This is a genomic window from Phytomonospora endophytica, from assembly GCF_014202425.1.
GTDB lineage: Bacteria > Actinomycetota > Actinomycetes > Mycobacteriales > Micromonosporaceae > Phytomonospora > Phytomonospora endophytica.
Genome location: NZ_JACHGT010000009.1, coordinates 337,977 through 360,615 on the forward strand (window position 1 = coordinate 337,977; position 22,639 = coordinate 360,615).

Genomic DNA, 22,639 nt, shown 5'->3' on the forward strand with positions numbered 1-22,639 from the left:
GAGCGTGGCACGTTTTCCCTGGTAAGGACAGGCGCGTTGGGCAAGTGTGCCTCAAAGGGCACGGGCCTCATGGCGGACCATGCTGACCAGTTCGACCGGCAGGGCCGAGTCGGCGGGGATGCCGAGGTCGGAGGGTTCGACGTTGGCGGCGACGAGGTGCGAGCCGAGGGCGGCGACCATGGCACCGTTGTCGGTGCACAGCCCCGGCCGTGGGACGCGCACGCGGATCCCGGCCTTCTCGCAGCGTTCGACGGCCATGGACCGCAGCCGCGTGTTCGCCGCGACACCGCCGCCGAGCAGGATCGTGTCGATGCCGTGGTCTTTCGCGGCGGCGACGGCCTTGCGGGTCAGCACGTCGCAGACGGCCTCCTGGAAGGACGCGGCGACGTCGTTGACGGGCACGGTCTCCCCTGCGCGCTGCCGGGCCTCGACCCAGCGGGCGACGGCGGTCTTGAGCCCGGAGAAGGAGAAGTCGTAGCGGTGCTTCTCCATGTCGCGGTGGGCGGTGAGGCCGCGCGGGAACGTGATCGCGCCGGCGTCGCCGTCGCGGGCCGCGCGGTCGATGGGCGGGCCACCGGGGAAGGGCATGCCGAGCAGGCGGGCGACCTTGTCGTAGGCCTCGCCGGCGGCATCGTCGATGGTCGCGCCGAGCTGCACGACGCGCCCGGCGAGGTCTTCGACGAGCAGCAGCGAGGAGTGTCCGCCGGAGACGAGCAGGCCGAGCGCGGGCGCGGGGATGGGACCGTTCTCCAGAGTGTCGACGGCGATGTGCGCCGACAGGTGGTTCACGCCGTAGATGGGTTTCCCGGCGGCCAGCGCGTAGGCCTTCGCGGCGGCGACGCCGACGAGCAGCGCCCCGGCCAGGCCGGGACCGGCGGTGACGGCGATCGCGTCGACGTCGTCGAGGGTGACGCCGGCGTCGTCGAGGGCGCGCTGGACGGTCGGGACCATCGCCTCCAGGTGCGCGCGGCTGGCGACCTCGGGCACGACCCCGCCGAAGCGCGCGTGCTGGTCGACGGACGTGGCGACGGCGTCGGCGAGCAGCGTGTGCCCGCGCACGATGCCGACACCCGTCTCGTCGCAGGACGTCTCGATCCCCAGGACCAGCGGCTCGTTGCTCACGTCAGCTCCTTGATCATCACCAGCGCGTCGGTGCCGGTCGACTGGTAGTAGCCGCGCCGCAACCCGATCTGCGCGAACCCGTAGGAATCGTAGAGGCGCTGCGCGGGGGCGTTGTCGACGGCCACCTCCAGTGCGACCTGACGGGCCCCGCGGCCTTTCGCCTCGGTGAGGAGCGCGTCGACGATGCGGCTGGCCAGACCCCGGCGGCGGTAGGCGGGAACGACGGCGATGTTGTTGATCCAGGCCTCCTCGCCGCTGACCGCGAGACCGCCGTAGGCGGCGACGGCGGGCGGGTCGGCCGAGTCGTCGAGGGCCACGAGGTAGTGGTGGCCGGCCGCGAGCTCCGACCAGAACATCGCCGGCGACCACGCCTCGGCACCGAAGACGTCGCGTTCGATGGGGAGCAGGGCGTCGATGTGCCACCAGCGGAGGCGCTGCAAGTGCATAGGCCTATCTTGCGCCCTGTGGTCCCGGCGTGTTCGCTCCGGCGGGGTCGCGGTCGCCGACACGCCGTACCCTGGGATCGGCCGGCCAACCCCCTCCGCCGGCGTTCGACCCGCGAGAACCACCCCGGAGGTGCCCCGTGCCGCGCTGGACCCGCCTGATCGCCGCATTCGCCCTGGCGGTCGTCGCGCTGACGGCCTGCACGAGCGAGGACCCGCCCGCCGATCCGGGGGCCGGCCCGTCCAGCTCGGGCGAGGTCGACCCCGAGGGCCGCCTCATCGTCGACTTCCGGATGCCCGGCGACTTCGGCAGCACCTCCGCCGTGCCGCTCCCGATGATCATCTCCGAGAGTTACCGCACGCCCGACATCATCGCCCTCAAGGACGTCCAGAGCGTCGAGGCGATCATGGTCGTCTCCTACGCCCTCCCGCAGGACTTCACCGGCGCCACCGACGCCGAACTCCTGGCCAAGATCAGCGAGTACAACAACGCGGCGGGCGTCACCCCGAAGGGCGACCCGATCCTGGCCATCGCCAACCGGCACCGGGGCTTCGTCCAGTCGGTCGAGAAGGCCGAGAACGGCAAGACGACGACCTTCGAGGCGACCTACCTGTTCTTCGGCCCCAACCTCGTCCAGGTCATCTGCCAGTGGGACAAGCTGCCCGCCGAGCTCGGTTCGGCCTGTCAGACCGTCCTGCGCTCGCTGAAGATCAAGTGACGACGACGCCCGGCGGCGGTGTCGCGTCGGGCCTGCGCAGGTACAGCGGCGTGAGCAGTTCGCCGACCGCCGACGCGCGCACCCGGTCGGCGGCGACCTCGACGAGCGCGCGCAACACGGGGTAGCGCGGCTCCTCGCCGACCTCCACGCCCAGGACCTCGGCGTACAGCAGCGCGCCGTCGCCGATGGCGGTGTCGACACCGTCGAGGCTCAGGTCGGCGGGCTTGTCCACCGAGGGGCCTTCGACGCGTTCACCGTTGTCGTAGACGGCCCAGTAGACCTCGCGGCGGCGGGCGTCGGTGGCGGCCAGGACCCGGCCGTTCGTGCCGGCGCCGAGCGCGTCGAGGGAGCACACGCCGTAGGTCGGGACGACCAGGGCGTGGCCCATCGCGGCGGCGGTGACCAGTCCGACGCGCAGGCCCGTGAACGGCCCCGGCCCGACCCCGGCGACGATCGCGGCGAGGTCGCCGGGCGCGATGCCGGCTTCGGCGAGGGCCTTGGCGATCAGCGGCGAGAGGCTCTCGCCGTGCGCGCGGGCGTCGACGACGCGGTGCTCGGACACGACCGTGACGGCGGTGTCGGAGACGTCGAGGACCGCGGCGGCGGTCGCGGGTGTCGAAGTGTCGACGGCGAGTACATGCACGCTGGGCATCCTATGCGCGGGCGCCGTCGGCGAAGGCGGCGAGCCGTTCGGGCCAGTCGCCGCCCACACCGGTGAAGGTGAGGACGCGGACGTCGTCGGGGCGCCGCTCGATGCGGACTTCGAGGTGCCCGTCGGTGAGCTGCTCGACGAGGCCCTCACCCCATTCGACGACCGTGACCGAGTCGGCGACGTCGGCGTCGAGGTCGAGGTCGTCGACTTCGAGGGTCCCGCCGAGGCGGTAGGCGTCGACGTGCACGAGCGGCAGCGGCCCGCGGTGGACGCGGGAGATCACGAAGGTCGGGCTGGTGACGGAGCCGCGCACGCCGAGCCCGGCGCCGAGGCCCTGGGTGAAGGCGGTCTTGCCCGCGCCGAGCGGGCCGATCAGGACGATGAGGTCGCCGGGGCGCAGGGCCTTCGCGAGGCGTTCGCCGGCGGCCTTGGTGTCCTCTACCCGCGCGGCTTCGAACCGCACCGGGCTGGGGCTGGTCACGTGCGTTCTCCTTGGTCGGTGTTCTTGCGCCTGCGCTTGAAGAGCTTCTTCAGCGGTGAGGCCGTGACGGCCTCGCAGATGCGGTGGAGCTGGGCGATGAGCGGTCCCGACACCTCGTCGGGGAACTCCAGGGGCGCGACGTGACCCGCCTCGGGCAGCACGACCAGGCGTGCGGCGGGCATGGCCTCGGCGAGCAGGCGGGTGTGCGCGACGGGCGTGAAGTTGTCCTTGGCGCCGCCGATGATGAGGACGTCGCCGCCGGTGAAGGCCATGAGGCTGTCGGCGCGGGAGTGCTCCATGAGGGTCTTGAGGTACCCGGCGACGGTCTGCATGGGCGTCGCGGTGTTCATCAGCTCGACGTAGGAGACGACGCTCGGGCTGGGCCGGGACGTGCCGAAGCCGTAGCGGCGGGTCAGGAGCCAGGCGATGTCCCCGGCGGCGCGGCGGGCCCGGTCGATCATGGTCGGCGTCATCGTCGCCGCGCGGGTGACCAGCGGCAGCAGCGGACGGCGCAGCTGCGAGATCATCTTCGGGAGACCGAAGGAGACCTCCGACAGCCCGCCGGAACTCGTCGACAGCAGCGAGACGCCTTTGACGCGCTCGGCGAACAACTCCGGCCGCTGCTCGGCGAGCGCCATGATCGTCATCGCGCCCATCGAATGCCCGATGAGGACGAGCGGGCCCTTGGGCGCGAGCGCGTCGATGACGGCGCCGAGGCCCGTGCCGAGCGTCTCGATGTCGTACTCGGCGACCGGCAGCGCGCCCGAACGGCCGTGACCGGGCTGGTCGTAGTAGATCGCGCGCACCGGGAGTTTCGCCTGCGTCAACGCACGGCGCTGGAAGTGGAAGGTGCCCATGTCGAGACAGAAACCGTGCACGAACACCGCCGTGACCGGCGCGTCGTCGGCGCCCTCGATCTCGGCGTAGATCTCGATGTCGTCGGCCGTCGTGACCGTCGCGCTCCTGTCGTAGGGGAGCAGACCGAAAGGCTCGTCGGCATAGGGATCGTCGTCGATGTTGCGGGCCTTTCGCACCAGATACCGCTCCGTCGCCACGCCCGCCGCGATCCCCGCGGCCGCCAAGCCCACGATCGCGCCGATGATCCCGGCCTTCTTCGCCTTACTCGCGGGGGGTTTGGGTTCGGGACTCACGCCTCACCTCCAACGTACCGGCGGGGTACCCGCGGTCCGACCCGTGCGACGATCTCGTAGTTGATGGTCCCGGTGACATCCGCCCACTCGTCGGCCGAGGGGCCGTCGGGGCCGAACAGCGTCGCGATGTCGCCTTCGGCGACGGGGTGGTCGCCGACGTCGACGACGAACTGGTCCATGCAGATCCGTCCGGAGACGGTGAAGCGCCGGCCGTTGATGTCCACAGGCCCCGAGCCCGAGGCCGCGCGCGACACGCCGTCGCCGTACCCGAGCGGCACGAGCGCCAGGGTCGTGTCCTCGGTGGTCGTGTACGTGTGGCCGTAGGAGACGCTCGTCCCGGCGGGGACCCGTTTGACCAGCGCGACCTTCGCGCGCAGCGTCATCGCCGGGCGCAGGCCGTGATCGTCGCCGGGAAACGGCGACAGGCCGAACAGCCCGAGACCGGGCCGTACCAGGTCGAAATGCGTCTCGGGCGCGGCGAGCAGGCCCGGTGTGTTCGCCAGATGCCGGACGGGGGCGTGGACCCCGGCGGCGTCGGCGGCTTCGAGGGCTTCGAGGAACGCGGCGAGCTGGACGGCGTTGGAGTCGGCGCCGGGTTCGTCGGCGCACGCCAGGTGGCTCCACACGCCGATGATCTCGGCGTGCCCGTCGGCCTGCGCCTTGGCGGCGGCGTCGAGGAGACGCGGCCAGTCCTCGGGGCGGGCCCCGGCGCGCGCCAGGCCCGTGTCGGCCTTCAGGTGGAGCCGCACGGCACGGCCGGTCCCGCGGGCGGCTTCGGTGACCTCGTCGAGCTGCGCGAGGGAGGACACCGACAGGTCGACCTCGGCGGTGATCGCCTCGGCGAAGTCCGATCCGGTGGTGTGCAGCCAGGCCAGCACGGGCGCGGTGACGCCTCCGGCGCGGACCGCGCGCGCCTCGTCGAGGGTGGCCACCCCGACCCAGGTCGCGCCCCCTTCCAGGGCGGCGCGAGCGGAGGGCACGATGCCGTGACCGTAGGCGTCGGCCTTCACGACCGCCATGACCTCGGCGCGCGTCAGGCCGGCCATGAGCGCGGTGTTCGCGCGTACGGCGGCCAGGTCGACGAGCGCCTCGGTCTGAGAAAGCATGGTCACAGCGTACGTCCGGTCACTTATCGCCCCTGTCAGAAGTACGCGCCGACGTCATGCCGGCCCGGTGAGGTCGCGGACGACGGGCCGCAGAGCGGCGGCCACCCGGGTCGCCGAGACGGGCCCGCCCTCGGCGGCACGGGCACCGGCGAGGCCGTGGAGATAGGCGGCGGCGACGGCGGCCATCGCCGGTTCGGTCCCCGCGGCCAGCAGCGAGCCGAGGAGCCCGGCGAGGACGTCGCCGGAACCCGCGGTGGACAGGGCGGCGTGGCCCGTGGGGTTGGCGTAGGCGCGACCGTCGGGGGCGGCGACGACCGTGCGGTGTCCTTTGAGGAGGACGACGGCGTCGTAGCGTTCCGCGAGGTGCCGGGCGGCGGCGACGCGGTCGGCGCCGGGCGCCTCACCGTCGTTGAGGCGCGCGTACTCGCGGTCGTGCGGGGTCAGCACGGTCGGCGCCTCACGCGCCGCGAGCAGAGCCGGGTCCCTGGCCAGGATGGTCAATGCGTCGGCGTCGAGACAGGCGGGGACCGGGTCGTCGAGCATGGACCGCAACTCCGACGTCGCGGTGGAATCGGTGCCGAGGCCGGGACCGATCGTCCAGGCCTGGACACGGCCGGTGTCGGCGGCACGGTCGTAAGTGACGACTTCGGGGAACCGGCCGCGCACGTCGGCGGCGGCCGGCCCGGCGTAACGGACATACCCGGCGGGCCCGGCGAGGGCCCCCGACACGGCCAGCTGCGCGGCCCCCGGGTAACGGATCGAACCGGCGGCAAGCCCGAGGACCCCGCGGGTGTACTTGTCGTCCTCGGGACGCGGATGCCGCCACACGGCGGCGATGTCGGCGGCGTCGGGGACACGGACGTACGGTTCGCCGTCCAGGTACGGGCCGAGCCCGATGTCGACGAGCTCGACGAGACCCGCACGGGCGGCGGCGGGCCCGGCCACGAGCGCGGGTTTGAGGCACCCGAAGGTGACGGTGACGTCGGCGGACACCGACGGGCCCGGCAGCGCGCCGGTGTCGACGTCGACGCCGCTGGGCAGGTCGACGGCGAGGACCGGCGCGGCGGGCAGCGCGGCCAGGACGGCGACCGCGTCGTCGCGCAGACCGGGCCGGGCGCCGATGCCGAGCATCCCGTCGACGACGAGATCGGCCGACACCGGAGGCGCGGCGACGACCCGGCCACCGGCGGCCTTCAGCGCCGCCAGACCGGCGGCGTGAACCCGATCGGCGAGCGGCAGCACCAGCACGCGGGCGCCCCGGCGCGCCAGGATCGCCCCCGCGTAGAGGGCGTCACCGCCGTTGTCGCCGGTCCCGATCAGCAGAAGGACCGTCGAACCGTACACAGTGGACAACATCAGGGCGGCCCGACGGGCGAGACCCGCCGCCGCGCGCTGCATCAACGTGCCCTCGGGAAGCCGCGCCATCAGGGCGCCCTCGGCGGCACGGACCTGCACGGCCGTAAACGCGCTGCGCAACTCACGCCCCCACACATTGCGTGACTCGGTCGCCCGGAAACTCACCGTGCCACAACCGACCGGAAGCCCCGTACCGCTCTTCCCTCATCACGCCCCCACCCATTGCGTGACTCGGTCGCCCGGAAACTCACCGTGCCACAACCAACCGGAAGCCCCGTACCGCTCTTCCCTCATCACGCCTCCGCCACGACGATGGCCGACGCGATCCCACCGTCATGCGACAACGACAGATGCCAGCGCGCCACACCCCGGTCGGCGGCGACCGCCGCGACCGTCCCGGCCACCGTCAGCCACGGCCGCCCGTCGGGATCCGACACCACTTCGCAGTCGTGCCAATGCAAACCGCTCGGAGCGCCCAAGGCCTTCGCCACCGCCTCCTTCGCGGCGAAACGCGCCGCCAGGGACTCCGCCGAACGCGGACTTCCACTGACGGTCGTCCGCTCACCCTCGGTGAACAACCGTTCCCCCAGCAGAGGAGTACGGGTCAAGGCCCGCGCGAACCTCTCGACGAGAACCACGTCGATACCTACAGCGACGATCACCCCGCAACCCTTACACAGGATTCGCCGAACGCACAGCAACGCCTCACCTTCCCAGGTGACGGGCCTGGTACTTTCGGCCGAGGGGTACTTTCCCCGGGTGACGACCGTCGAACTGCGCCGCCTCACCACCGGCGACCTGCCCGCCCTGTCCCGCATCGCCGTCGCCGACGCCACCCCCGACGAGGTCATGCCCCCCGTCGACGGCCCACCCGGCTGGACCCCCGCCCGCGTCGCCGCCTTCACCGACTTCCAGCACACCCGCCTCACCGAACCCGGCCGGCGCTCCTACCTGATCACCGCCGACGGCGAACCCGCGGGCGTCATCCGCCTCGACGACACCGGCCCCCACACCGCCGAAACCGGCTACTGGATCGCCCGCTCCCACCGCCGCAAAGGCGTCGCCACCGCCGCCGTCGCCCTCATCCTCACCGAGGCCAGGACACTCGGCCTGACCGGCGTCACCGCCGAAACAACCCTGGACAACCCCGGCTCCCGGGCCGCGCTCGCCCGCAACGGCGCCGACTGCACAGTGGACGGTCCCGGCGTACGGGCGGCGTTCCGTCTCTGAACACCGATAAGCTCGGGCGCATGCTCGCCCGCGTGAACCTACGGTGGCTCCTCGCCGTGCTCATCGTGCTGGGCCTCGCGGCCGTCGCGATGCCGTTCCTGAACCCGCCACCGGCCGAGATACCGCCGACGCTCGTGGGCGTCACCGCCGCGCCCGCCGAACCGATCCAGATCTCAGCCCCGAGACGGGAAGGCCCCGTCGACGTCCAGGAACCGCGCCCCATCGGCATCAGGGTCTACCGGCCTGCCACCGGCGTCCCCCTCGGCGACATCGGCGACCTCGAAGCGGCCGCGAGCATCCTCGTCCGCACCTACGGCGGCTCCGGCAAGCCCCGCCTCGGCCCCTTCGTCCACCGCGTCGTCGACGGTTACCCCACCGTCGAACTCGCCAACGGCTACGAGGACTGGACGGCCGTCAGCACCTACGTCTTCGCGCCGGGCCTGATCGTCGAAGTCACCTGCATGCTCGCCGACGCCGACCCCGACGACCGCCTCGCCGACTGCGCCGCCACCATCGACGGCCTGGTGTTCCCATGAAACGCCGCCCGATCCGCACGGCGATCCTCGTGGTGATCACCGCCCTCGTCTGGTTCCTCGCCGTCAAGGTCAACTTCCCCGCCGAGACACCCGCGCACGGCCGCGACAACGCGCGCCACCTCCCGCACATCGACGTCGGCCCGGGCACGATCACCGTCGCGTCCGAAGACCCCGCCTACACCTTCACCGTCCCCACCGGCTTCGCCGTCCAGCCCGACACCGGCGACCTCGTCCCGGTCTCCTGGCTCCCCGTCGACGCGCGCATCACCCACCACGCCGCCACCGTCCCCGTCGACACCGACGAACTCACCGACGCCGAACTCGCCTCGTCGGAGGAGGCGAACCCCGAGGGCACTCCGGCGAAGGTGATCGAGACCTTCGAGGTGGGCGACTTCCGGGTCGTCGTGACCGAATACGGGCACACCTACACCGCCTACCACGACCGCACGGTCGTCGAGTTCGCCGCGCAACCGCCCTGGGAGCAGACGTACGTCTACGACCGGGGCGTCTTCCCCGCGGCGATGCGGGCGATCCTCGACGGTCTCACGTTCGGCTAGCGGCCCCCCACTACCCTGCCCCCATGTCCGCGATCCCCACGCCACTGCGGGTGCGGCGATGGGTCTCCCTCGCCGTGAGCGTCGCGCTGGCCGCGCTGCTGGCGTGGCCGCTCGTCGACGGCCTCGACGTGGGCCCGTTCGCGCCCGAACGCCCGAACCTCGACGGCACGGCGGCGCTGCCGCCGGGAGGCACGGCCGTGGCGACGATCGGTCCCGAAGGCCCGGCGACGGTGACCGCGACGATGCCCGCCGGGTGGTACGTCGAGGACGGCACGGCCAGCTACGCCGGCGGCGACGCGACGATCACCCTGACCGCGTTCCGGCTCGCACCCGGTTTCACCGCCGCCGACGCCGAGGCGCGCGAGACCATCGCGACGATGACCACGCGGTCGGTGTGGTGGCGCCTCGGTCCGGTACGGCACCACTCCTACGGCGGTTTCCAGGTCGTCGACATGGCCGTGTCGAGCGAACCGGACGCGTGGGAGGGCATCGACGGGTACGTGTTCCTCGACGCCACGGTCGTGCACGTGAACTGCGTCTTCAGTGACGAGGACGCCCAGGAGGAGGCCGTGGCGGGTTGCGCGACGGCCTTGCGGAGCCTGCGGGTGGCGGTATGAGCGCCGAACGCTACAAGCGCAACACCGCACTGTGGACGATCGTGCCGCTCGTGCTGCTCGTCGCCGCCTACACCGGCTGGGCGCTCGTGCAGAGCAACCGTCCCGAACCCTACGAGACCTACGACCGTGACTTCCCGGCGCTGACCTCACCGGCGGCGGCGCCTTTCGACGACCCCTCGCTGGCCTACACGTTCACGATCCCGGCGGGACTGGTCGCGATGCCCGACACGGGTGGCGCCGACGTGCTCCTCGCGCCCGCGGAGTGGTTCCCGACCGACGCGTCGGTCACCGTCACGGCGAAGACCCTCAAGACTTCCGCCGACGAGCTGTCCGAGAAGGAGCTCATCGCCGCGGCCCGGGAAGCCGACTACGGGCCGGGCGTCGAAGACGAGGTCACCGTCGGCGAGGCCGCCGACGGTTCACGGGTGCTGTTCTGGGCGGGGTGCTGTTCGACGCCCTCGCCGCTGAACGCCTTGGTCTACCGGGGAAAGCGGGTGGCGCTGGTCGCCACCGACACCCCGGACGACGGCGACGACACCGAGGGGGCCCTCGACGCCGCCGCCCGCGAGCTCGTCGCGAGTTTCACCTGGCGGTGAGGACGCTTCACGGGTGGGCGGGGGTTCGCTCCGCCGCACCCGGATCCGGCGGCTTCACCCCACCACAGCCCGGGCTTGTCGGCCTCGCTCCCCCGCAACCGAACCCGGCGGCTTCACCCCACCACAGCCCGGCCGGACGGCTGCTCTCCACCGCACGCAGACCCGGCGGCCTCGCTCCCCCGCAACCGAACCCGGCGGCTTCACCCCACCACACCCCGGGCTTGTCGGCCTCGCCCCACCACACCCCGGCCGGACGGCTTCGCCCCACCGCACGCAGACCCAGCGGCTTCACCCCACCACACCCCGGGCTTGTCGGCCTCGCCCCACCACACCCCGGCCGGACGGCTTCGCCCGACCGCACGCAGACCCGCCGACTTCACCCCGCCGCACCCGGCCGGGCGTGAGCGATTCTCAGCTTCGGTCTTTTGTCAGACCTTGCCCGTATCGTGATTTTTGGGGCCCCTTTGGGGTGAGCGGGAGAGCACGTTCGTCGCACGCTCCCCCGCCGCTTCGCTCTGCCCGCGAAAGGGCGGGCGTCACGACCGGCCGGAATCGCCCCCAGCCCGCATCGCACCCGCCCGCATCGCACCCGCCGGCCGTCGTCCCCTACCCCGCGTCGACGATGATCCCCGCGCCCACGGTCCGGTTCGTCCCCTCGTCGATGACGATGAACCCGCCGGTCTCACGGTTGCGCCGGTACTCGTCGCACAGCAGCGGCACGGTCGTGCGCAGCTTCACGCGCCCGATCTCGTTGAGCGCCAGACCATCGGCGGCCTCGTCGCGATGCAGGGTGTTGATGTCGAGCCGGTAGTGCAGGTCCTTCACGATCGTGCGCGCGGTACGCGTCGTGTGCTTGATCGCGTATTTACGGCCCCGCTGCAACGGCGTCTTCTCGTCCATCCAGCAGATCATCGCCTCGATGTCCTGCGAGGTCTCCGGCCGGTTGTTCGGGCGGCAGATCAGGTCCCCGCGCGACACGTCCAGCTCGTCTTCGAGACGCACCGTCACCGACATCGGCGGGTACGCCTCGGCGACCTCCCCGTCGGCGGTGGAGATCGACGCGATCCGCGTGGTGAACCCACTGGGCAGGACCATGACCTCATCGCCCGGTTTCATCACCCCGGAGGCGACCTGACCGGCGTAGCCGCGATAGTCGCGGTGCTGGTTCGACTGCGGCCGGATCACGTACTGCACCGGGAAACGCACGTCGACGAGGTTGCGGTCCGACGCGATGTGCACGCGCTCCAGGTGATGCAGCAGCGACGAACCGGCGAACCACGGCATGTTCGGCGAACGGTCGACGACGTTGTCGCCGCGCAACGCCGACACCGGAATGATCGTCAGGTCCGGCACGTCCAGCTTGGTCGCGAACGCGGTGAACTCCGCGGCGATCTCCTCGAAGACCTCCTGCGAGTAGTCCACGAGGTCCATCTTGTTGACACACAACACCATGTGCGGCACCCGCAGCAGCGAGCACAGGAACGCGTGCCGCCGCGACTGCTCCACCAGGCCCTTGCGCGCGTCCACCAGAATCAGCGCCAGGTCCGCCGTCGACGCGCCCGTCACCATGTTCCGCGTGTACTGGATGTGCCCGGGGGTGTCGGCGATGATGAACTTCCGCCTGGGCGTCGCGAAGTAACGGTAGGCGACATCGATGGTGATGCCCTGCTCCCGCTCCGCCCGCAACCCGTCGGTCAGCAACGCCAGGTCGGTGTAGTCGTCACCCCGCGCCGACGACACCGCCTCCACCGCCGCCAGCTGATCGTCGAACAAGGTCTTCGTGTCGTACAGCAGACGCCCGATCAACGTGCTCTTACCGTCGTCGACGCTTCCCGCCGTGGCGAACCGCAGCAACTCCGTCGGCTCGGCCGACACCGCGACATCTCCCATTAGAAGTAGCCTTCCCGCTTCCGGTCTTCCATCGCGGCCTCACTGACCCGGTCGTCCCCACGCGTCGCGCCCCGCTCGGTGATCCGCGTCGACGCCACATCGGCGATCACGGCCTCCACCGTCACGGCGTCCGACGCCACCGCCGCCGTACACGTCGCGTCCCCCACCGTCCGGTAACGCACCCGCTCGGTCCGGACCGTCTCCCCCTCGCGGGCGAAAAGGTGCTCGCCCACGGAGTACAACATCCCGTCGCGCTCGACGACCTCACGCTCGTGCGCGAAGTAAATCGACGGCAGATCGATGCGTTCACGCGCGATGTAGTTCCACACGTCCAACTCGGTCCAGTTCGACAGCGGGAACACCCGGATCGACTCACCGGGATGAACCCGCGCGTTGTACAGCGACCACAACTCCGGGCGCTGGTTCTTCGGATCCCACTGCCCGAACTCGTCACGGAAGGAGAACATCCGCTCCTTCGCGCGCGCCTTCTCCTCGTCACGCCGGGCACCGCCGAACAACGCGTCGAACCGGTGCTTCTCGACGGCGTCGAGCAGCACCGGCGTCTGGATCCGGTTGCGCACACCGTCAGGCTGCTCACTGACCAGACCCGAGGCGAGACCCTCCTCGACACTGGCGACCACAAGGGACAGCCCCAGCTCCTTGACCCGCCTGTCCCGGTACTCCAGGACCTCCGCGAAGTTGTGCCCGGTGTCGATGTGCATCACCGGAAACGGCACCGGCGCCGGCGCGAACGCCTTCAACGCCAGATGCAGCATCACGATCGAGTCCTTGCCGCCGGAGAACAGCAGCACCGGCCGATCGAACTCCGCCATCACCTCACGGAAAACGAACACACTCTCGGCCTCAAGGGCGTCGAGGTGACTGACCCGGTAATCGCCCACATCGGGCCCCTTCCGCGCAAACGAGCCGCTCACTACAGCAGCCTCGCCAACTCCGCCAACAGCACCTGCGCCAACTCCGCGCGGCACACCACCAGATCCGGCAACTTCGGATCGGACGCGTTGTATTCCAGCGCAACCCCATTGATGCGCGACGCGTGCAGACCGGCCGACCAGGCGACCGCCACCGGCGCCGCCGAATCCCATTCATGCTGGCCACCGGCATGCACGTAAGCGTCAACTGTACCGGTGACCACCGCGGCGGCCTTCGCGCCCGCCGAACCCATCGGCACCAGCGAACCGCCCACCGCCGCCGCCAGATCCGCCATGAACGCCGGCGGCCTCGTCCGGCTCACCGCGATCCGCGGACCCGCCTGAGAACCCAGCTCAGGGTAGGTCGGCGGCTCGTCCGTCGCGAGCGTGTACCCCTTCGCGGGCAACGCCACCGCGCCCTCCGTCAGCCCCGATCCCCGCTCCCACAAGGCGATGTGCACCGCCCAATCACTGTTCCCCGCCTCACCGAACTCACGCGTCCCATCGAGCGGGTCGACGATCCACACCCGCTCCGCCGACCGCCGTGACGTGCCCGTACGCCCCTGCTCCCCACTGCCCTCCTCGGACAGCACCGCGTCGCCGGGCCGGGAACGCGCCAGCTCCGCCATGATCAGCTCATGCGCGCGACGGTCCCCCTCCGCCCGCAACTTCGCAGGATCGTCGAACCCCATCGACTCGCGCAACGCGAGCAGCTCGGCACCGGCCGCCTCGGCCAGACCACGAGCGAACACACCATCGGTCGCAGACATGGAACACAGAGTATCCGCCGCGTGTCGAAGCTCACCTCCGCCGTCCCACACCGTGATCACAGCGCCCCGGGCAACGCCTCAGTACGCCCCCGAAGACCGCAACACCGCACTCGCCGTACGAATCAGGATCACCAGATCCAGCGACAGCGACCAATGCTCCACGTACCGCAGATCCAGCCGGACCGCCTCCTCCCACGGCAGATCCGAACGCCCACTGATCTGCCACAGACCCGTCAGCCCCGGCTTCACCGCCAACCGCCGCCGCACATCGTCGGGATACAACGCGACCTCACTCGCCAACGGCGGCCGCGGCCCGACAAGCGACATGTCCCCCCGCACCACGTTCCACAACTGCGGCAACTCATCCAACGAGAACCGCCGCAACACCCGCCCCACCGGCGTCACCCGCGGATCGTCGCGCATCTTGAACAACACCGAGTCATAGTCGTTGCTCGCCCGCAACGCCTCCAGCCGCTCCTCGGCGTCGGTGAACATCGTCCGGAACTTCAAGATCGTGAACGGCTTCCCATCCCGCCCGATCCGCTCCTGCTCGAACATCGCCGGCCCCTCCGAGGACCGCCGCACCGCCAGCATCACCACCAGCAGCACCGGCGACAGCAACCCCAGCAACACCAAGGCACCCACCCGGTCGAAGGCCTCCTTGATCAGCCGCTTCGTCCCCGACAGACGCGCATGCTCCAGATGCAGCATCGGCAACCCGTCAACCGGCCGCACCGACGTCCGCGAACCCCCCACGTCCACCATCGCCGAAGCCACGATCAAGTCGATGTCCCCACGCTCCAGCTGCCACGCCAACCGCCGCAACGCCACCCCGTCGATCTCCGGACACGACAACACGATCACCGTGTCCGCCATCGCGATCGCCACCGCGTCGGCCACCTCGTCGAAAGACCCCAGCACCTGAATGTCGAGATCCAGCAACCCACCACTCTCCCGGCCGTCAGGCGAACACACCCCCACGACCTCCAGGCCATGGAACCGCTCCCGCTGCAACTGCCGCGCCAGATCCGACACACCCGTGTGATGCCCGACCAGCACCACCCGCCGCAGACAACGCCCCTTCGACCGCGCCCCATGCAGCCACTGCCGCACCAGGAACCGCGACAACAACGTCAACACCGCCGTACACGGCACCGCGATCAACACGAACGCCCGCGACGTCGGCACGTTCAACGCGTACGACACCAAGGCCACGACCGCCATCAACGCGATACCCGCACGCAGCACACGCTGGTACTCACTCGTGCCCACATACAGATACCGCGACTCATAGGCATGATTCAGCGACAGGAACACCAACCACGCCACCGGCAGAATCACGAACAGCGGGACATAACCCTCACTGACCGCGTTCACCACCCGAAAACGCATCACGAAGGCCGTCACCGTCGCCACCAGAGCGACCAGGAAATCGAACAACACCAGACGACGCAGATAAGCCGCCTGCCATTGCGGACGCCCGAAACGAGGCAAATGCCGAGGCACCGCCAAAGCGCCGCCTATCCGATGATCATCAACGATCACGTCAGAAACCAACACCGGCATCCTCTCAAACGGACCGTGGTGTGGCTTTTTCTAACACATCGGACAAAACAACAATGACCCGGCTCACGCCGGAGCCACATGCCACCGGTTCTGGGCCGCCTCCAGGCCCTCCACCAACGTGTCCACCAACGCGTCCGCCGCCCGCTCCATCAACACCGGCAACTCCGGCCGCTCCGCGGACGAGAAATCACGCAACACGTAATCCGCGGCGTCCATCCGCCCCGGGGGACGCCCCACCCCGAAACGCACCCGCAGATAATCCTTCGACCCCAACGACTGCGACATCGACCGCAACCCGTTGTGCCCACCCTCACCGCCACCGCGCTTCAAACGCAATGTGCCGAAAGGCAGGTCCAACTCGTCGTGAACGACGATGACCTGCCCCACCTCGAACTTGAAGAACCTCACCAGACCGGCCACCGGCCCACCCGACAGATTCATGTACGTCAACGGCTTCGCCAGCACCACACCCGGACCCCCAGGCGCACCCGACACCAAGGGCAAACGCCCCTGAGCCACCGCCGCCTTCACCCGGGCAGCACTCTTCCACGACGCGCCGACCCGCTCAGCGAGCAGGTCGGCGACCATGAAACCGACATTATGCCGGTTGCCTTCGTACTTCGGCCCGGGATTCCCCAGGCCGACGACCAGAAAAGGACCGTCGGCCACCGCCATCACGCCACCTACTCGGCAGCGGTCTCCGCGGCCGGCTCCTCATCGACGGCAGCCTCGGACGACGACTCCTCGCCCTCCATCTGCTCAGCCGACGGAGCCTGCGTCACCGTCGCGATGACCGTCGACGGATCCGACACCAGCTCGGTGCCCTCCGGGAAGGTCACATCCGCGGCGGTCACGTTCGCGCCGATCGCCAACCCCTCGATCGAGACATCGATCGCCTCGGGAAGCGCCGTCGCGTCGGCCTGCACGGTCAACGTGCCGTGCTCGTGCACCAGAAGGCCACCCTTCTCGTGCTCGCCCACCAGGTTGATACGCAGCTCGACCTGAACCAGCTCGCCCTTGCGGACCAGCAGCAGGTCGACGTGATCGATGGTGTCCTTGATCGGGTCACGCTGCAGGGCCTTCGGAAGCGCGAGCTCCTTCGTGCCGTCGGTGACCTCGATGGTGAAAAGCTGGTTCATGCCACCGCGACGCAGCGCGGCGGCGAACTCCAGCGCGGGAAGCGCGACGTGCTTCGGCTTCTCGCCATGGCCGTACAGAACGGCGGGAATCTTGCCGGCGCGCCGGGTGCGACGGGCACCGCCCTTGCCGAACTCGGTGCGGGGCTCGGCGCTAATGCGGACCTCGGACACGGAAAGTACTCCATCCTGATTTACACAGACTAAGTCGGCGCTCAACGCACGGCGCGGCGCCAGAAGAGGAGCCCTCACCGCGTCGATGACGGCGCTTTCAGCTCGTATCCGCGAATCGTGAATTCTGCGGACACGCCAGATAGCGCCCTCGCCGTGGCAACCGGAATAGTTTACAGGTCCCTACGACAGCCCACCAAAGAGGGTGGTCACCGACCCGTCGTCGAACACCTCGCGGATCGCCCGCGCCACCAGCGGCGCGATCGACAACACCGTCATCTTGTCGATCCGCTTGTCCTCATCGAGCGGCAGCGTGTTCATCACCACCACCTCGCTGATCGGCGACTTCGCCAAACGCTCCATCGCCGGATCCGACATGATCGGATGCGTCGCCGCCACGATCACGTCCGCCGCACCACCCTCGGCGAGCAGATCCGCCGCCGAACAGATCGTCCCACCCGTGTCGATCATGTCGTCCACGATCAGACACACACGATCCTTGATGTCACCGACGACCTTGTTCGCCACGACCTCATTGGGCTTCAGCGGGTCACGCGTCTTGTGAATGAACGCCAGCGGCGGGTGCTCACCCAGACCGCCCAGACGGTCCGTCCAGCGCTCGGCGACCCGCACCCGGCCCGAGTCGGGAGCGACGACGGCGATCTTGCGGCCGGCGTACTTCTCCTCGATGTACTTGGCGAGGACGTCCATCGCGAACAGGTGATCGACCGGCCCGTCGAAGAAGCCCTGGATCTGCGCGGTGTGCAGATCGACGGTCAGGATCCGGTTCGCGCCCGCGGTCTTCAGCAGGTCGGCGACCAGCCGCGCCGAGATCGGCTCACGACCCCGGTGCTTCTTGTCCTGCCGCGCGTACGGATAGAAGGGCAGGACGACGGTGATCCGCTTGGCCGAGCCGCGCTTGAGCGCGTCGACCATGATCAGCGTCTCCATCATCCACCGGTTGATGGGAGCCGACATCGACTGGACGACGAAGGCGTCGCTGCCGCGTACGGACTCCCGGTAACGCACGAACAACTCACCATTGGCGAAGCCGTAGGCGTCGGTCGGGGTCGGCGCCACCCCGAGATGACGGCCGATCTCATCGGCCAACTCCGGAAACGCCCGCCCGGAGAAGAGCATCATGCTCTTCCGGTTCTCCGCCACGATGCTGCCCACGGTCCACCCGCTCCCTGGTAGCGCTGCTGAATTCACGCTAAGTTTCGCCCCTCGCCCGTTGATCAAACAGCGGTTCCCCCGAACGATGTGGCATTGATCGCTGTGGGCCGGGCGACACGAGGACACAACCCGGCCCAACCAGGCTATTCCGACCGCTGTTCGGCCGCCCCATCGGCCGCGCGCTCGGCCGCCTTCGCCGTCTTCGTGCCGGGCCGCTTCCGCTCCACCCAGCCCTCGATGTTGCGCTGCCGGCCGCGCGCGACGCCCAGCGCCCCCGAAGGCACATTCTGGTCGACGGCACTGCCGGCCGCGACATAGGACCCGTCGGCGATCGACACCGGAGCGATCAGGACCGAGTCGCTCCCGACGAAGACCGCGTCGCCGACCTGTGTGCGGTGCTTGGCGACACCGTCGTAGTTGGCCACGATCGTGCCCGCGCCGATGTTCGCGCCCGCACCGATCGTCGCGTCGCCCACGTAGGACAGATGCGGCACCTTGCTGCCCGCACCGACCGTGGAGTTCTTCACCTCGACGAAGGTGCCGACCTTGGCCCCGTCGGCGAGTTCGGCGTCGGGACGCAGGTACGCGAAGGGTCCGACGGTCGCCTTGGCACCGACGGTCGCGCCGAGCGTGTGGGCGCGCACGACGCTCGCCCCGGCGCCGACGACGGTGTCGACGAGCGTGGAGTCGGGGCCGATCTCGGCGCCCTCACCGATCCGCGTGGCGCCCTTGACCTGGACGTTCGGGCGGATCGTGGCGTCGACGCCGACCGTGGCGGTGACGTCGACCCAGGTGGTGGCGGGGTCGTCCATGGTGACGCCGGTGCGCATGAGGGCGCTGTTGACGCGTTTCTGCATGAGGCCGCGCAGCCAGGCGAGCTGTTCGCGGTCGTTGCAGCCGAGGGTGTCGGCGATGTCGGGGGCGGTGTGGGTGCCGACGGTGTGGCCGGCGTCGAGCATGAGGGTGAGGGCCTGGGTGAGGTACTCCTCGCCCTGGGAGTTGTCGGTGGTGAGGCCTTTCAGGGCGACGCGGAGGCGGGCGGCGTCGAAGGCGTACATGCCGGAGTTGATCTCGGTGAGGGCGAGCTGCGCGGGCGTGGCGTCCTTCTGCTCGACGATGCGGGCGAAGGCGCCGTCGGCGTCGCGGATGATGCGGCCGAGCCCGGTCGGGTCGTCGACGCTGGCGGTGAGGACGGTCGCGGCGTGACCGCCGTCCTCGTGCGCCTCGCACAGGCCGCGCAGTGTCGACGCCTGGAGCAGGGGCGTGTCGCCGTAGAGGACGACGACGGTGCCGGTCGCCTCGGGCAGCGCGTCGAGGGCGACGCGGGTGGCGTGGCCGGTCCCGAGCTGCTGCTCCTGGAGGACGGTCCTGGCGCCGGGTGTGGTCTCGGCGAGATGCGCGGTGACCTGGTCGGCGCCGTGCCCGACGACGACCATCGTCTCGGCGGGTTCGAGCGGAGCCGCCGCGGCCAGGACGTGGCCGACCAGCGAGCGCCCGAGGATCTCGTGCAGCACCTTGGGCAGGGCGGACTTCATGCGCTTGCCCTCCCCCGCCGCTAGCAGGATCACGGTTCGCTGGGGCTGGGTCACTGGGGCTCCCTCGTCGGCATGGTCCGCGTGTGGCGTGGCTTGCGGCCATCGTATGACGGGGGTGGGGGCGGGGGTCGGGGACGGGATCCGAACCTGAGGATGTGGATACTGAAAAACGCCCCCGAAGAGGCGTTTTCGCAGCTGAAGCTCCCGGGGGAGGAGTCGAACCCCCATCTGAGGTACCAAAAACCCCGGTATTGCCGTTATACGACCCGGGAATAGAGGTCCGAGTCTTGCGCGGCTCGAACCTCTCCGGACAGGTTACCGTGCGACCGGAGCGCCTCGCACGAGTGTTACCCCCGAGCCGCCACCCGGTGCCATGGCGCGCAGCGATGTCGAGACCACGCGATCGATGTAGCGGTACAGAGCCTGCGACCGCAGCACGGTCACACTGAGGCAACCGAAGTAGCCCGCACCGGTGTTCTTGCGAACGGTCTTGGGGTTGTGCCTCTTCCAGGTCGTCTTACCGAAGTCGGCGACGTCGATGCTCAGTTCACGAGCCCAGTGCGCGTGGGCTTCCGCCTCCGAGGCGTTCTCGTGGATGTGCAGCCGGTACCGGAACGCGCCGAAGCTCACCGGCGCGACCTTCAGGAAACGGAGAAAGAGCCGGACGAGCGCCGGGTCGCTGTTGATGAAGGCGACGGCGGGAGGCGTGGCCATCCACTCCTTCCACTTCCTGCCCTCGCACCAGTAGGCGATCGCGCCCGATATCAAGGCATCGCGGTCGTCGCAGGGCAGCAGCTCCAGCACCGGGTCGGCCCGTGCGGCCACCCGCTCCGCGACCTTCCTCGCCCTGCGAAGTGCCGCACCGGCCTCGCGTTTGGCTCGGGCGTCCGCGCTCCAGCTCGGGTGAACCTTGCGCACCACCTCAATGTCTCGCACCCACAGCGAGACCGAGCTCTTCGAGCAGCCCAGTTCCGCCACGATCTCGTTGTACGTCTTCCCCTGACGCCGCAACTCCCGCGCCGCCTCCCGCTGGTCGTCCTTGGCGTTCGGGCGCTTCGTCCACTCCGGCGGCTCGGTCCCCTTCAGCCAGTCGTTGATGCGGTCCTTGCCCACGGGGATCAGCGCCCGGATCTGCGCGAGCGAGAGTCCCTCCTCCTCGCGCAGGCGACGGACTTCGGCGGCGCGGGGATCCTGCGATGCGGTGTCGTCGCAAGACATGATTCGTTCCCTTCGAGTTGAAAAAGATCTTTCAATCCGAACAACGAACAAAGGTTCGACAGGACACGCGTTCGAGCAGGGTTCTCCCTGCTCAGGCGTCCACGTCTCCCCGCAACACCCCGTTCAACCTCGCCGCCTCCCGCGTCAGGTGCCCCCGTTCCGCCAGGTTCGGCGCCTTCTCCGCCGCCTCCATGTACAGCTTCGCCGCCGTCTCCACCTCACCGTCGCGCTCGTGCAGGTACGCCGCGACGGCCGTGTACCTCGGCAGCGTCTCGTCGAGTTCCCCCAGCGCGGCGAGGCCCGCGCGCGGGCCTTCGGCCTCGCCGACGGCGACGGCGCGGTTGAGGCGCACGACGGGGTTGTCGGTGAGGCCGGCGAGTTCGTCGTACCACTCGACGATCTGCCGCCAGTCGGTGTCGGCGGCGGTGGGGGCGTCGGCGTGGAGGGCGGCGATGGCGGCCTGGGCCTGGAACTCGCCGAGCCTGTCCTGCGCGAGTGCGCGCTGGAGGGTGTGGATTCCCTCGGTGATGAGTGTGGTGTCCCAGCGAGCGCGGTCTTGCCGGGCGAGTGGGATGAGGTTGCCGTCGGGTGTCGTGCGGGCGGGGCGTCGGGCGTGGTGGAGGAGCATGAGGGCGAGTAGGCCGTCGACTTCGGGGTGGTCGATGGCGGTGTCGAGTTGGCGGGTGAGGCGGATGGCTTCGGCGGCGAGGTCGATGTCGCCGGAGTAACCCTCGTTGAAGACGAGGTAGAGGGTGCGGAGGACGGTGGCGACGTCGCCTGGCTGGTCGAGTCGGGTGTCGCTGATGGTGCGTTTGGCGCGGCTGATGCGTTGGGCCATGGTGGCTTCGGGGACGAGGTAGGCCTGTGCGATTTGGCGTGTGGTGAGGCCGCCGACGGCGCGGAGGGTGAGGGCGACGGCGGAGGCGGGGGTGAGCGTGGGGTGTGCGCAGAGGAAGTAGAGCTGGAGTGTGTCGTCGGTGCTGGTGGTGGGGCCGGGGGTGGGTTGTTCGTCGTGGCGGTCTTCGCGTCGTCGTCGGGCGGTGTCGGCGCGGGTGGCGTCGAGGAATTTGTGCCAGGCGACGGTGATGAGCCAGGCCTTGTGGTCGCGGGGCGGGTCGTGGGGCCAGGTGTGGAGTGCTTGGAGGAGGGCGTCTTGGGTGGCGTCCTCGGCTGCGGCGAAGTCGGCGCCGCGGCTGACGAGGACGGCCAGTACCTGTGGGGTGAGGGCGCGTAGGCGGGTTTCGTCGGTGGCCTGGGTCACCCGGTGATGGTAGGGGGCTCGGTGAGGAGGGGGCGGATTTCGAGCCATTCGTGGATGGGTTTGCCGTTCTTGCCGGGGGCGGCGGAGAGTTCGGCGGCGAGTTCGAGGGCGCGGTCGTAGGTGTCGACGTCGATGATGGACCAGCCGGCGATGAGGTCTTTGGTTTCGGCGAAGGGTCCGTCGGTGACGGGTGGGCGGCCTTCGCCGTCGTAGCGGACGAAGGTGCCTTCGGGGGCGAGGGCGAGTCCGCCGGCGTATTCGCCGGTTTTTTTGAGGCGGTCGGCCCAGTCGTCCATGTAGGCGATGTGGGCGTCGAACTCGTCTTGGGTCCAGGTCTCCATGGGGGCTTCGTTGGGGGCGGTGGGGGCGCCTCGGTAGTGCTTGAGGAGGAGGTATTTGGCCATGGTGGTGCTCCTTG

At 70.0% G+C, this 22,639-nt stretch carries 25 protein-coding genes and 1 tRNA gene; 6 read left to right on the top strand and 20 right to left on the bottom strand.

Annotation, left to right across the window (positions count from 1 at the left end):
• Window positions 1-51 precede the first annotated feature (51 nt).
• Window positions 52-1,122 (bottom strand): tRNA (adenosine(37)-N6)-threonylcarbamoyltransferase complex transferase subunit TsaD, encoded by a 1,071-nt coding sequence (gene tsaD / locus HNR73_RS22205; protein WP_184789494.1) that lies wholly within the window; start codon window positions 1,120-1,122, stop codon window positions 52-54.
• Complete coding sequence (gene rimI / locus HNR73_RS22210; RefSeq protein ID WP_184789495.1) at window positions 1,119-1,568, bottom strand: ribosomal protein S18-alanine N-acetyltransferase; 450 nt, start codon at window positions 1,566-1,568, stop codon at window positions 1,119-1,121. The genes tsaD and rimI overlap by 4 nt, the downstream gene beginning before the upstream one ends.
• 137 nt (window positions 1,569-1,705) lie before the next feature.
• On the opposite strand from rimI, the gene HNR73_RS22215 reads away from it, so the two are divergent.
• Window positions 1,706-2,284: a protein kinase family protein gene (locus HNR73_RS22215; RefSeq protein WP_184789496.1), complete on the top strand. Its 579-nt coding sequence runs from the start codon at window positions 1,706-1,708 to the stop codon at window positions 2,282-2,284.
• Here HNR73_RS22215 and tsaB read toward each other — a convergent pair.
• The 6 genes from tsaB to HNR73_RS22245 all read right to left on the bottom strand — a co-directional run bounded on the left by tsaB (window position 2,277) and on the right by HNR73_RS22245 (window position 7,692).
• Window positions 2,277-2,927, bottom strand: a complete 651-nt coding sequence (gene tsaB / locus HNR73_RS22220; protein ID WP_184789497.1) for a tRNA (adenosine(37)-N6)-threonylcarbamoyltransferase complex dimerization subunit type 1 TsaB — start codon at window positions 2,925-2,927, stop codon at window positions 2,277-2,279. The two genes, HNR73_RS22215 and tsaB, sit on opposite strands and share 8 nt — an antisense overlap.
• Window positions 2,928-2,937: 10 nt before the next feature.
• On the bottom strand, window positions 2,938-3,417 hold the full coding sequence (gene tsaE, locus HNR73_RS22225) for a tRNA (adenosine(37)-N6)-threonylcarbamoyltransferase complex ATPase subunit type 1 TsaE (protein ID WP_203686052.1): 480 nt from the start codon (window positions 3,415-3,417) through the stop codon (window positions 2,938-2,940).
• Window positions 3,414-4,568 carry an alpha/beta fold hydrolase gene (locus HNR73_RS22230; RefSeq protein ID WP_184789498.1) on the bottom strand — a complete coding sequence of 385 codons (1,155 nt, stop codon included), beginning with the start codon at window positions 4,566-4,568 and terminating at the stop codon, window positions 3,414-3,416. Before HNR73_RS22230 ends, tsaE begins: the two co-directional genes overlap by 4 nt.
• The gene (alr, locus tag HNR73_RS22235) at window positions 4,565-5,674 is read right to left on the bottom strand and encodes an alanine racemase (protein WP_184789499.1); all 1,110 of its coding nucleotides are present in this window, start codon (window positions 5,672-5,674) and stop codon (window positions 4,565-4,567) included. Before alr ends, HNR73_RS22230 begins: the two co-directional genes overlap by 4 nt.
• A gap of 54 nt (window positions 5,675-5,728) precedes the next feature.
• Window positions 5,729-7,150 (bottom strand): NAD(P)H-hydrate dehydratase, encoded by a 1,422-nt coding sequence (locus tag HNR73_RS22240; RefSeq protein ID WP_373316602.1) that lies wholly within the window; start codon window positions 7,148-7,150, stop codon window positions 5,729-5,731.
• Between the two features lie 173 nt (window positions 7,151-7,323).
• On the bottom strand, window positions 7,324-7,692 hold the full coding sequence (locus HNR73_RS22245; protein WP_184789500.1) for a holo-ACP synthase: 369 nt from the start codon (window positions 7,690-7,692) through the stop codon (window positions 7,324-7,326).
• Between the two features lie 97 nt (window positions 7,693-7,789).
• On the opposite strand from HNR73_RS22245, the gene HNR73_RS22250 reads away from it, so the two are divergent.
• From HNR73_RS22250 to HNR73_RS22270, 5 genes are read left to right on the top strand one after another with little or no spacing between them, the layout of a single operon-like run.
• The gene (locus HNR73_RS22250; RefSeq protein WP_184789501.1) at window positions 7,790-8,260 is read left to right on the top strand and encodes a GNAT family N-acetyltransferase; all 471 of its coding nucleotides are present in this window, start codon (window positions 7,790-7,792) and stop codon (window positions 8,258-8,260) included.
• Window positions 8,261-8,292: 32 nt separating this feature from the next.
• Window positions 8,293-8,796 (top strand): hypothetical protein, encoded by a 504-nt coding sequence (locus tag HNR73_RS22255; protein ID WP_184789502.1) that lies wholly within the window; start codon window positions 8,293-8,295, stop codon window positions 8,794-8,796.
• Window positions 8,793-9,353, top strand: a complete 561-nt coding sequence (locus HNR73_RS22260; protein ID WP_184789503.1) for a hypothetical protein — start codon at window positions 8,793-8,795, stop codon at window positions 9,351-9,353. Before HNR73_RS22255 ends, HNR73_RS22260 begins: the two co-directional genes overlap by 4 nt.
• 23 nt (window positions 9,354-9,376) lie before the next feature.
• Window positions 9,377-9,970 carry a hypothetical protein gene (locus tag HNR73_RS22265; RefSeq protein ID WP_184789504.1) on the top strand — a complete coding sequence of 198 codons (594 nt, stop codon included), beginning with the start codon at window positions 9,377-9,379 and terminating at the stop codon, window positions 9,968-9,970.
• Window positions 9,967-10,566: a hypothetical protein gene (locus HNR73_RS22270; protein ID WP_184789505.1), complete on the top strand. Its 600-nt coding sequence runs from the start codon at window positions 9,967-9,969 to the stop codon at window positions 10,564-10,566. Before HNR73_RS22265 ends, HNR73_RS22270 begins: the two co-directional genes overlap by 4 nt.
• A gap of 606 nt (window positions 10,567-11,172) precedes the next feature.
• On the opposite strand, the gene cysN is transcribed toward HNR73_RS22270, so the two are convergent.
• The 12 genes from cysN to HNR73_RS22330 form a co-directional block, all read right to left on the bottom strand.
• A complete protein-coding gene (cysN, locus tag HNR73_RS22275) occupies window positions 11,173-12,456 on the bottom strand; it encodes a sulfate adenylyltransferase subunit CysN (protein WP_184789506.1) in 1,284 nt (427 codons plus the stop codon).
• Window positions 12,456-13,358 carry a sulfate adenylyltransferase subunit CysD gene (gene cysD / locus HNR73_RS22280; RefSeq protein WP_184789546.1) on the bottom strand — a complete coding sequence of 301 codons (903 nt, stop codon included), beginning with the start codon at window positions 13,356-13,358 and terminating at the stop codon, window positions 12,456-12,458. Before cysD ends, cysN begins: the two co-directional genes overlap by 1 nt.
• A gap of 32 nt (window positions 13,359-13,390) precedes the next feature.
• Window positions 13,391-14,158, bottom strand: a complete 768-nt coding sequence (locus HNR73_RS22285) for a 3'(2'),5'-bisphosphate nucleotidase CysQ (protein WP_184789507.1) — start codon at window positions 14,156-14,158, stop codon at window positions 13,391-13,393.
• Window positions 14,159-14,236: 78 nt separating this feature from the next.
• Window positions 14,237-15,718, bottom strand: coding sequence for a sugar transferase (locus HNR73_RS22290; RefSeq protein WP_239122063.1), 1,482 nt, complete (start codon window positions 15,716-15,718; stop codon window positions 14,237-14,239).
• A 69-nt stretch (window positions 15,719-15,787) separates the two neighbouring features.
• Window positions 15,788-16,399, bottom strand: a complete 612-nt coding sequence (pth, locus tag HNR73_RS22295; RefSeq protein ID WP_184789509.1) for an aminoacyl-tRNA hydrolase — start codon at window positions 16,397-16,399, stop codon at window positions 15,788-15,790.
• Window positions 16,400-16,407: 8 nt separating this feature from the next.
• The gene (locus tag HNR73_RS22300; protein ID WP_184789510.1) at window positions 16,408-17,034 is read right to left on the bottom strand and encodes a 50S ribosomal protein L25/general stress protein Ctc; all 627 of its coding nucleotides are present in this window, start codon (window positions 17,032-17,034) and stop codon (window positions 16,408-16,410) included.
• 180 nt (window positions 17,035-17,214) lie between these two features.
• Entirely contained in the window at window positions 17,215-18,207 is a 993-nt protein-coding gene (locus tag HNR73_RS22305; protein ID WP_184789511.1) for a ribose-phosphate diphosphokinase, read from the bottom strand.
• A 143-nt stretch (window positions 18,208-18,350) separates the two neighbouring features.
• On the bottom strand, window positions 18,351-19,796 hold the full coding sequence (gene glmU, locus HNR73_RS22310; RefSeq protein ID WP_275414556.1) for a bifunctional UDP-N-acetylglucosamine diphosphorylase/glucosamine-1-phosphate N-acetyltransferase GlmU: 1,446 nt from the start codon (window positions 19,794-19,796) through the stop codon (window positions 18,351-18,353).
• A gap of 147 nt (window positions 19,797-19,943) precedes the next feature.
• Window positions 19,944-20,014, bottom strand: a tRNA-Gln gene (locus tag HNR73_RS22315).
• A gap of 43 nt (window positions 20,015-20,057) precedes the next feature.
• Window positions 20,058-20,960 (bottom strand): hypothetical protein, encoded by a 903-nt coding sequence (locus tag HNR73_RS22320; RefSeq protein WP_184789513.1) that lies wholly within the window; start codon window positions 20,958-20,960, stop codon window positions 20,058-20,060.
• A gap of 91 nt (window positions 20,961-21,051) precedes the next feature.
• The gene (locus HNR73_RS22325; protein ID WP_239122064.1) at window positions 21,052-22,221 is read right to left on the bottom strand and encodes an RNA polymerase sigma factor; all 1,170 of its coding nucleotides are present in this window, start codon (window positions 22,219-22,221) and stop codon (window positions 21,052-21,054) included.
• Entirely contained in the window at window positions 22,218-22,625 is a 408-nt protein-coding gene (locus HNR73_RS22330; RefSeq protein ID WP_184789515.1) for a YciI family protein, read from the bottom strand. Before HNR73_RS22330 ends, HNR73_RS22325 begins: the two co-directional genes overlap by 4 nt.
• Between the last annotated feature and the right edge of the window lie 14 nt (window positions 22,626-22,639).

What these genes read in the sequence shown, in the direction of transcription:
- rimI (WP_184789495.1), bottom strand. Translation starts at nt 1,568, where the DNA reads ATGCACTTGCAGCGCCTCCGCTGGTGGCACATCGACGCCCTGCTCCCC.
- alr (WP_184789499.1), bottom strand. Translation starts at nt 5,674, where the DNA reads ATGCTTTCTCAGACCGAGGCGCTCGTCGACCTGGCCGCCGTACGCGCG.
- HNR73_RS22260 (WP_184789503.1), top strand. Translation starts at nt 8,793, where the DNA reads ATGAAACGCCGCCCGATCCGCACGGCGATCCTCGTGGTGATCACCGCC.
- HNR73_RS22265 (WP_184789504.1), top strand. Translation starts at nt 9,377, where the DNA reads ATGTCCGCGATCCCCACGCCACTGCGGGTGCGGCGATGGGTCTCCCTC.
- HNR73_RS22270 (WP_184789505.1), top strand. Translation starts at nt 9,967, where the DNA reads ATGAGCGCCGAACGCTACAAGCGCAACACCGCACTGTGGACGATCGTG.
- cysN (WP_184789506.1), bottom strand. Translation starts at nt 12,456, where the DNA reads ATGGGAGATGTCGCGGTGTCGGCCGAGCCGACGGAGTTGCTGCGGTTC.
- HNR73_RS22285 (WP_184789507.1), bottom strand. Translation starts at nt 14,158, where the DNA reads ATGTCTGCGACCGATGGTGTGTTCGCTCGTGGTCTGGCCGAGGCGGCC.
- pth (WP_184789509.1), bottom strand. Translation starts at nt 16,399, where the DNA reads ATGGCGGTGGCCGACGGTCCTTTTCTGGTCGTCGGCCTGGGGAATCCC.
- HNR73_RS22320 (WP_184789513.1), bottom strand. Translation starts at nt 20,960, where the DNA reads ATGTCTTGCGACGACACCGCATCGCAGGATCCCCGCGCCGCCGAAGTC.
- HNR73_RS22330 (WP_184789515.1), bottom strand. Translation starts at nt 22,625, where the DNA reads ATGGCCAAATACCTCCTCCTCAAGCACTACCGAGGCGCCCCCACCGCC.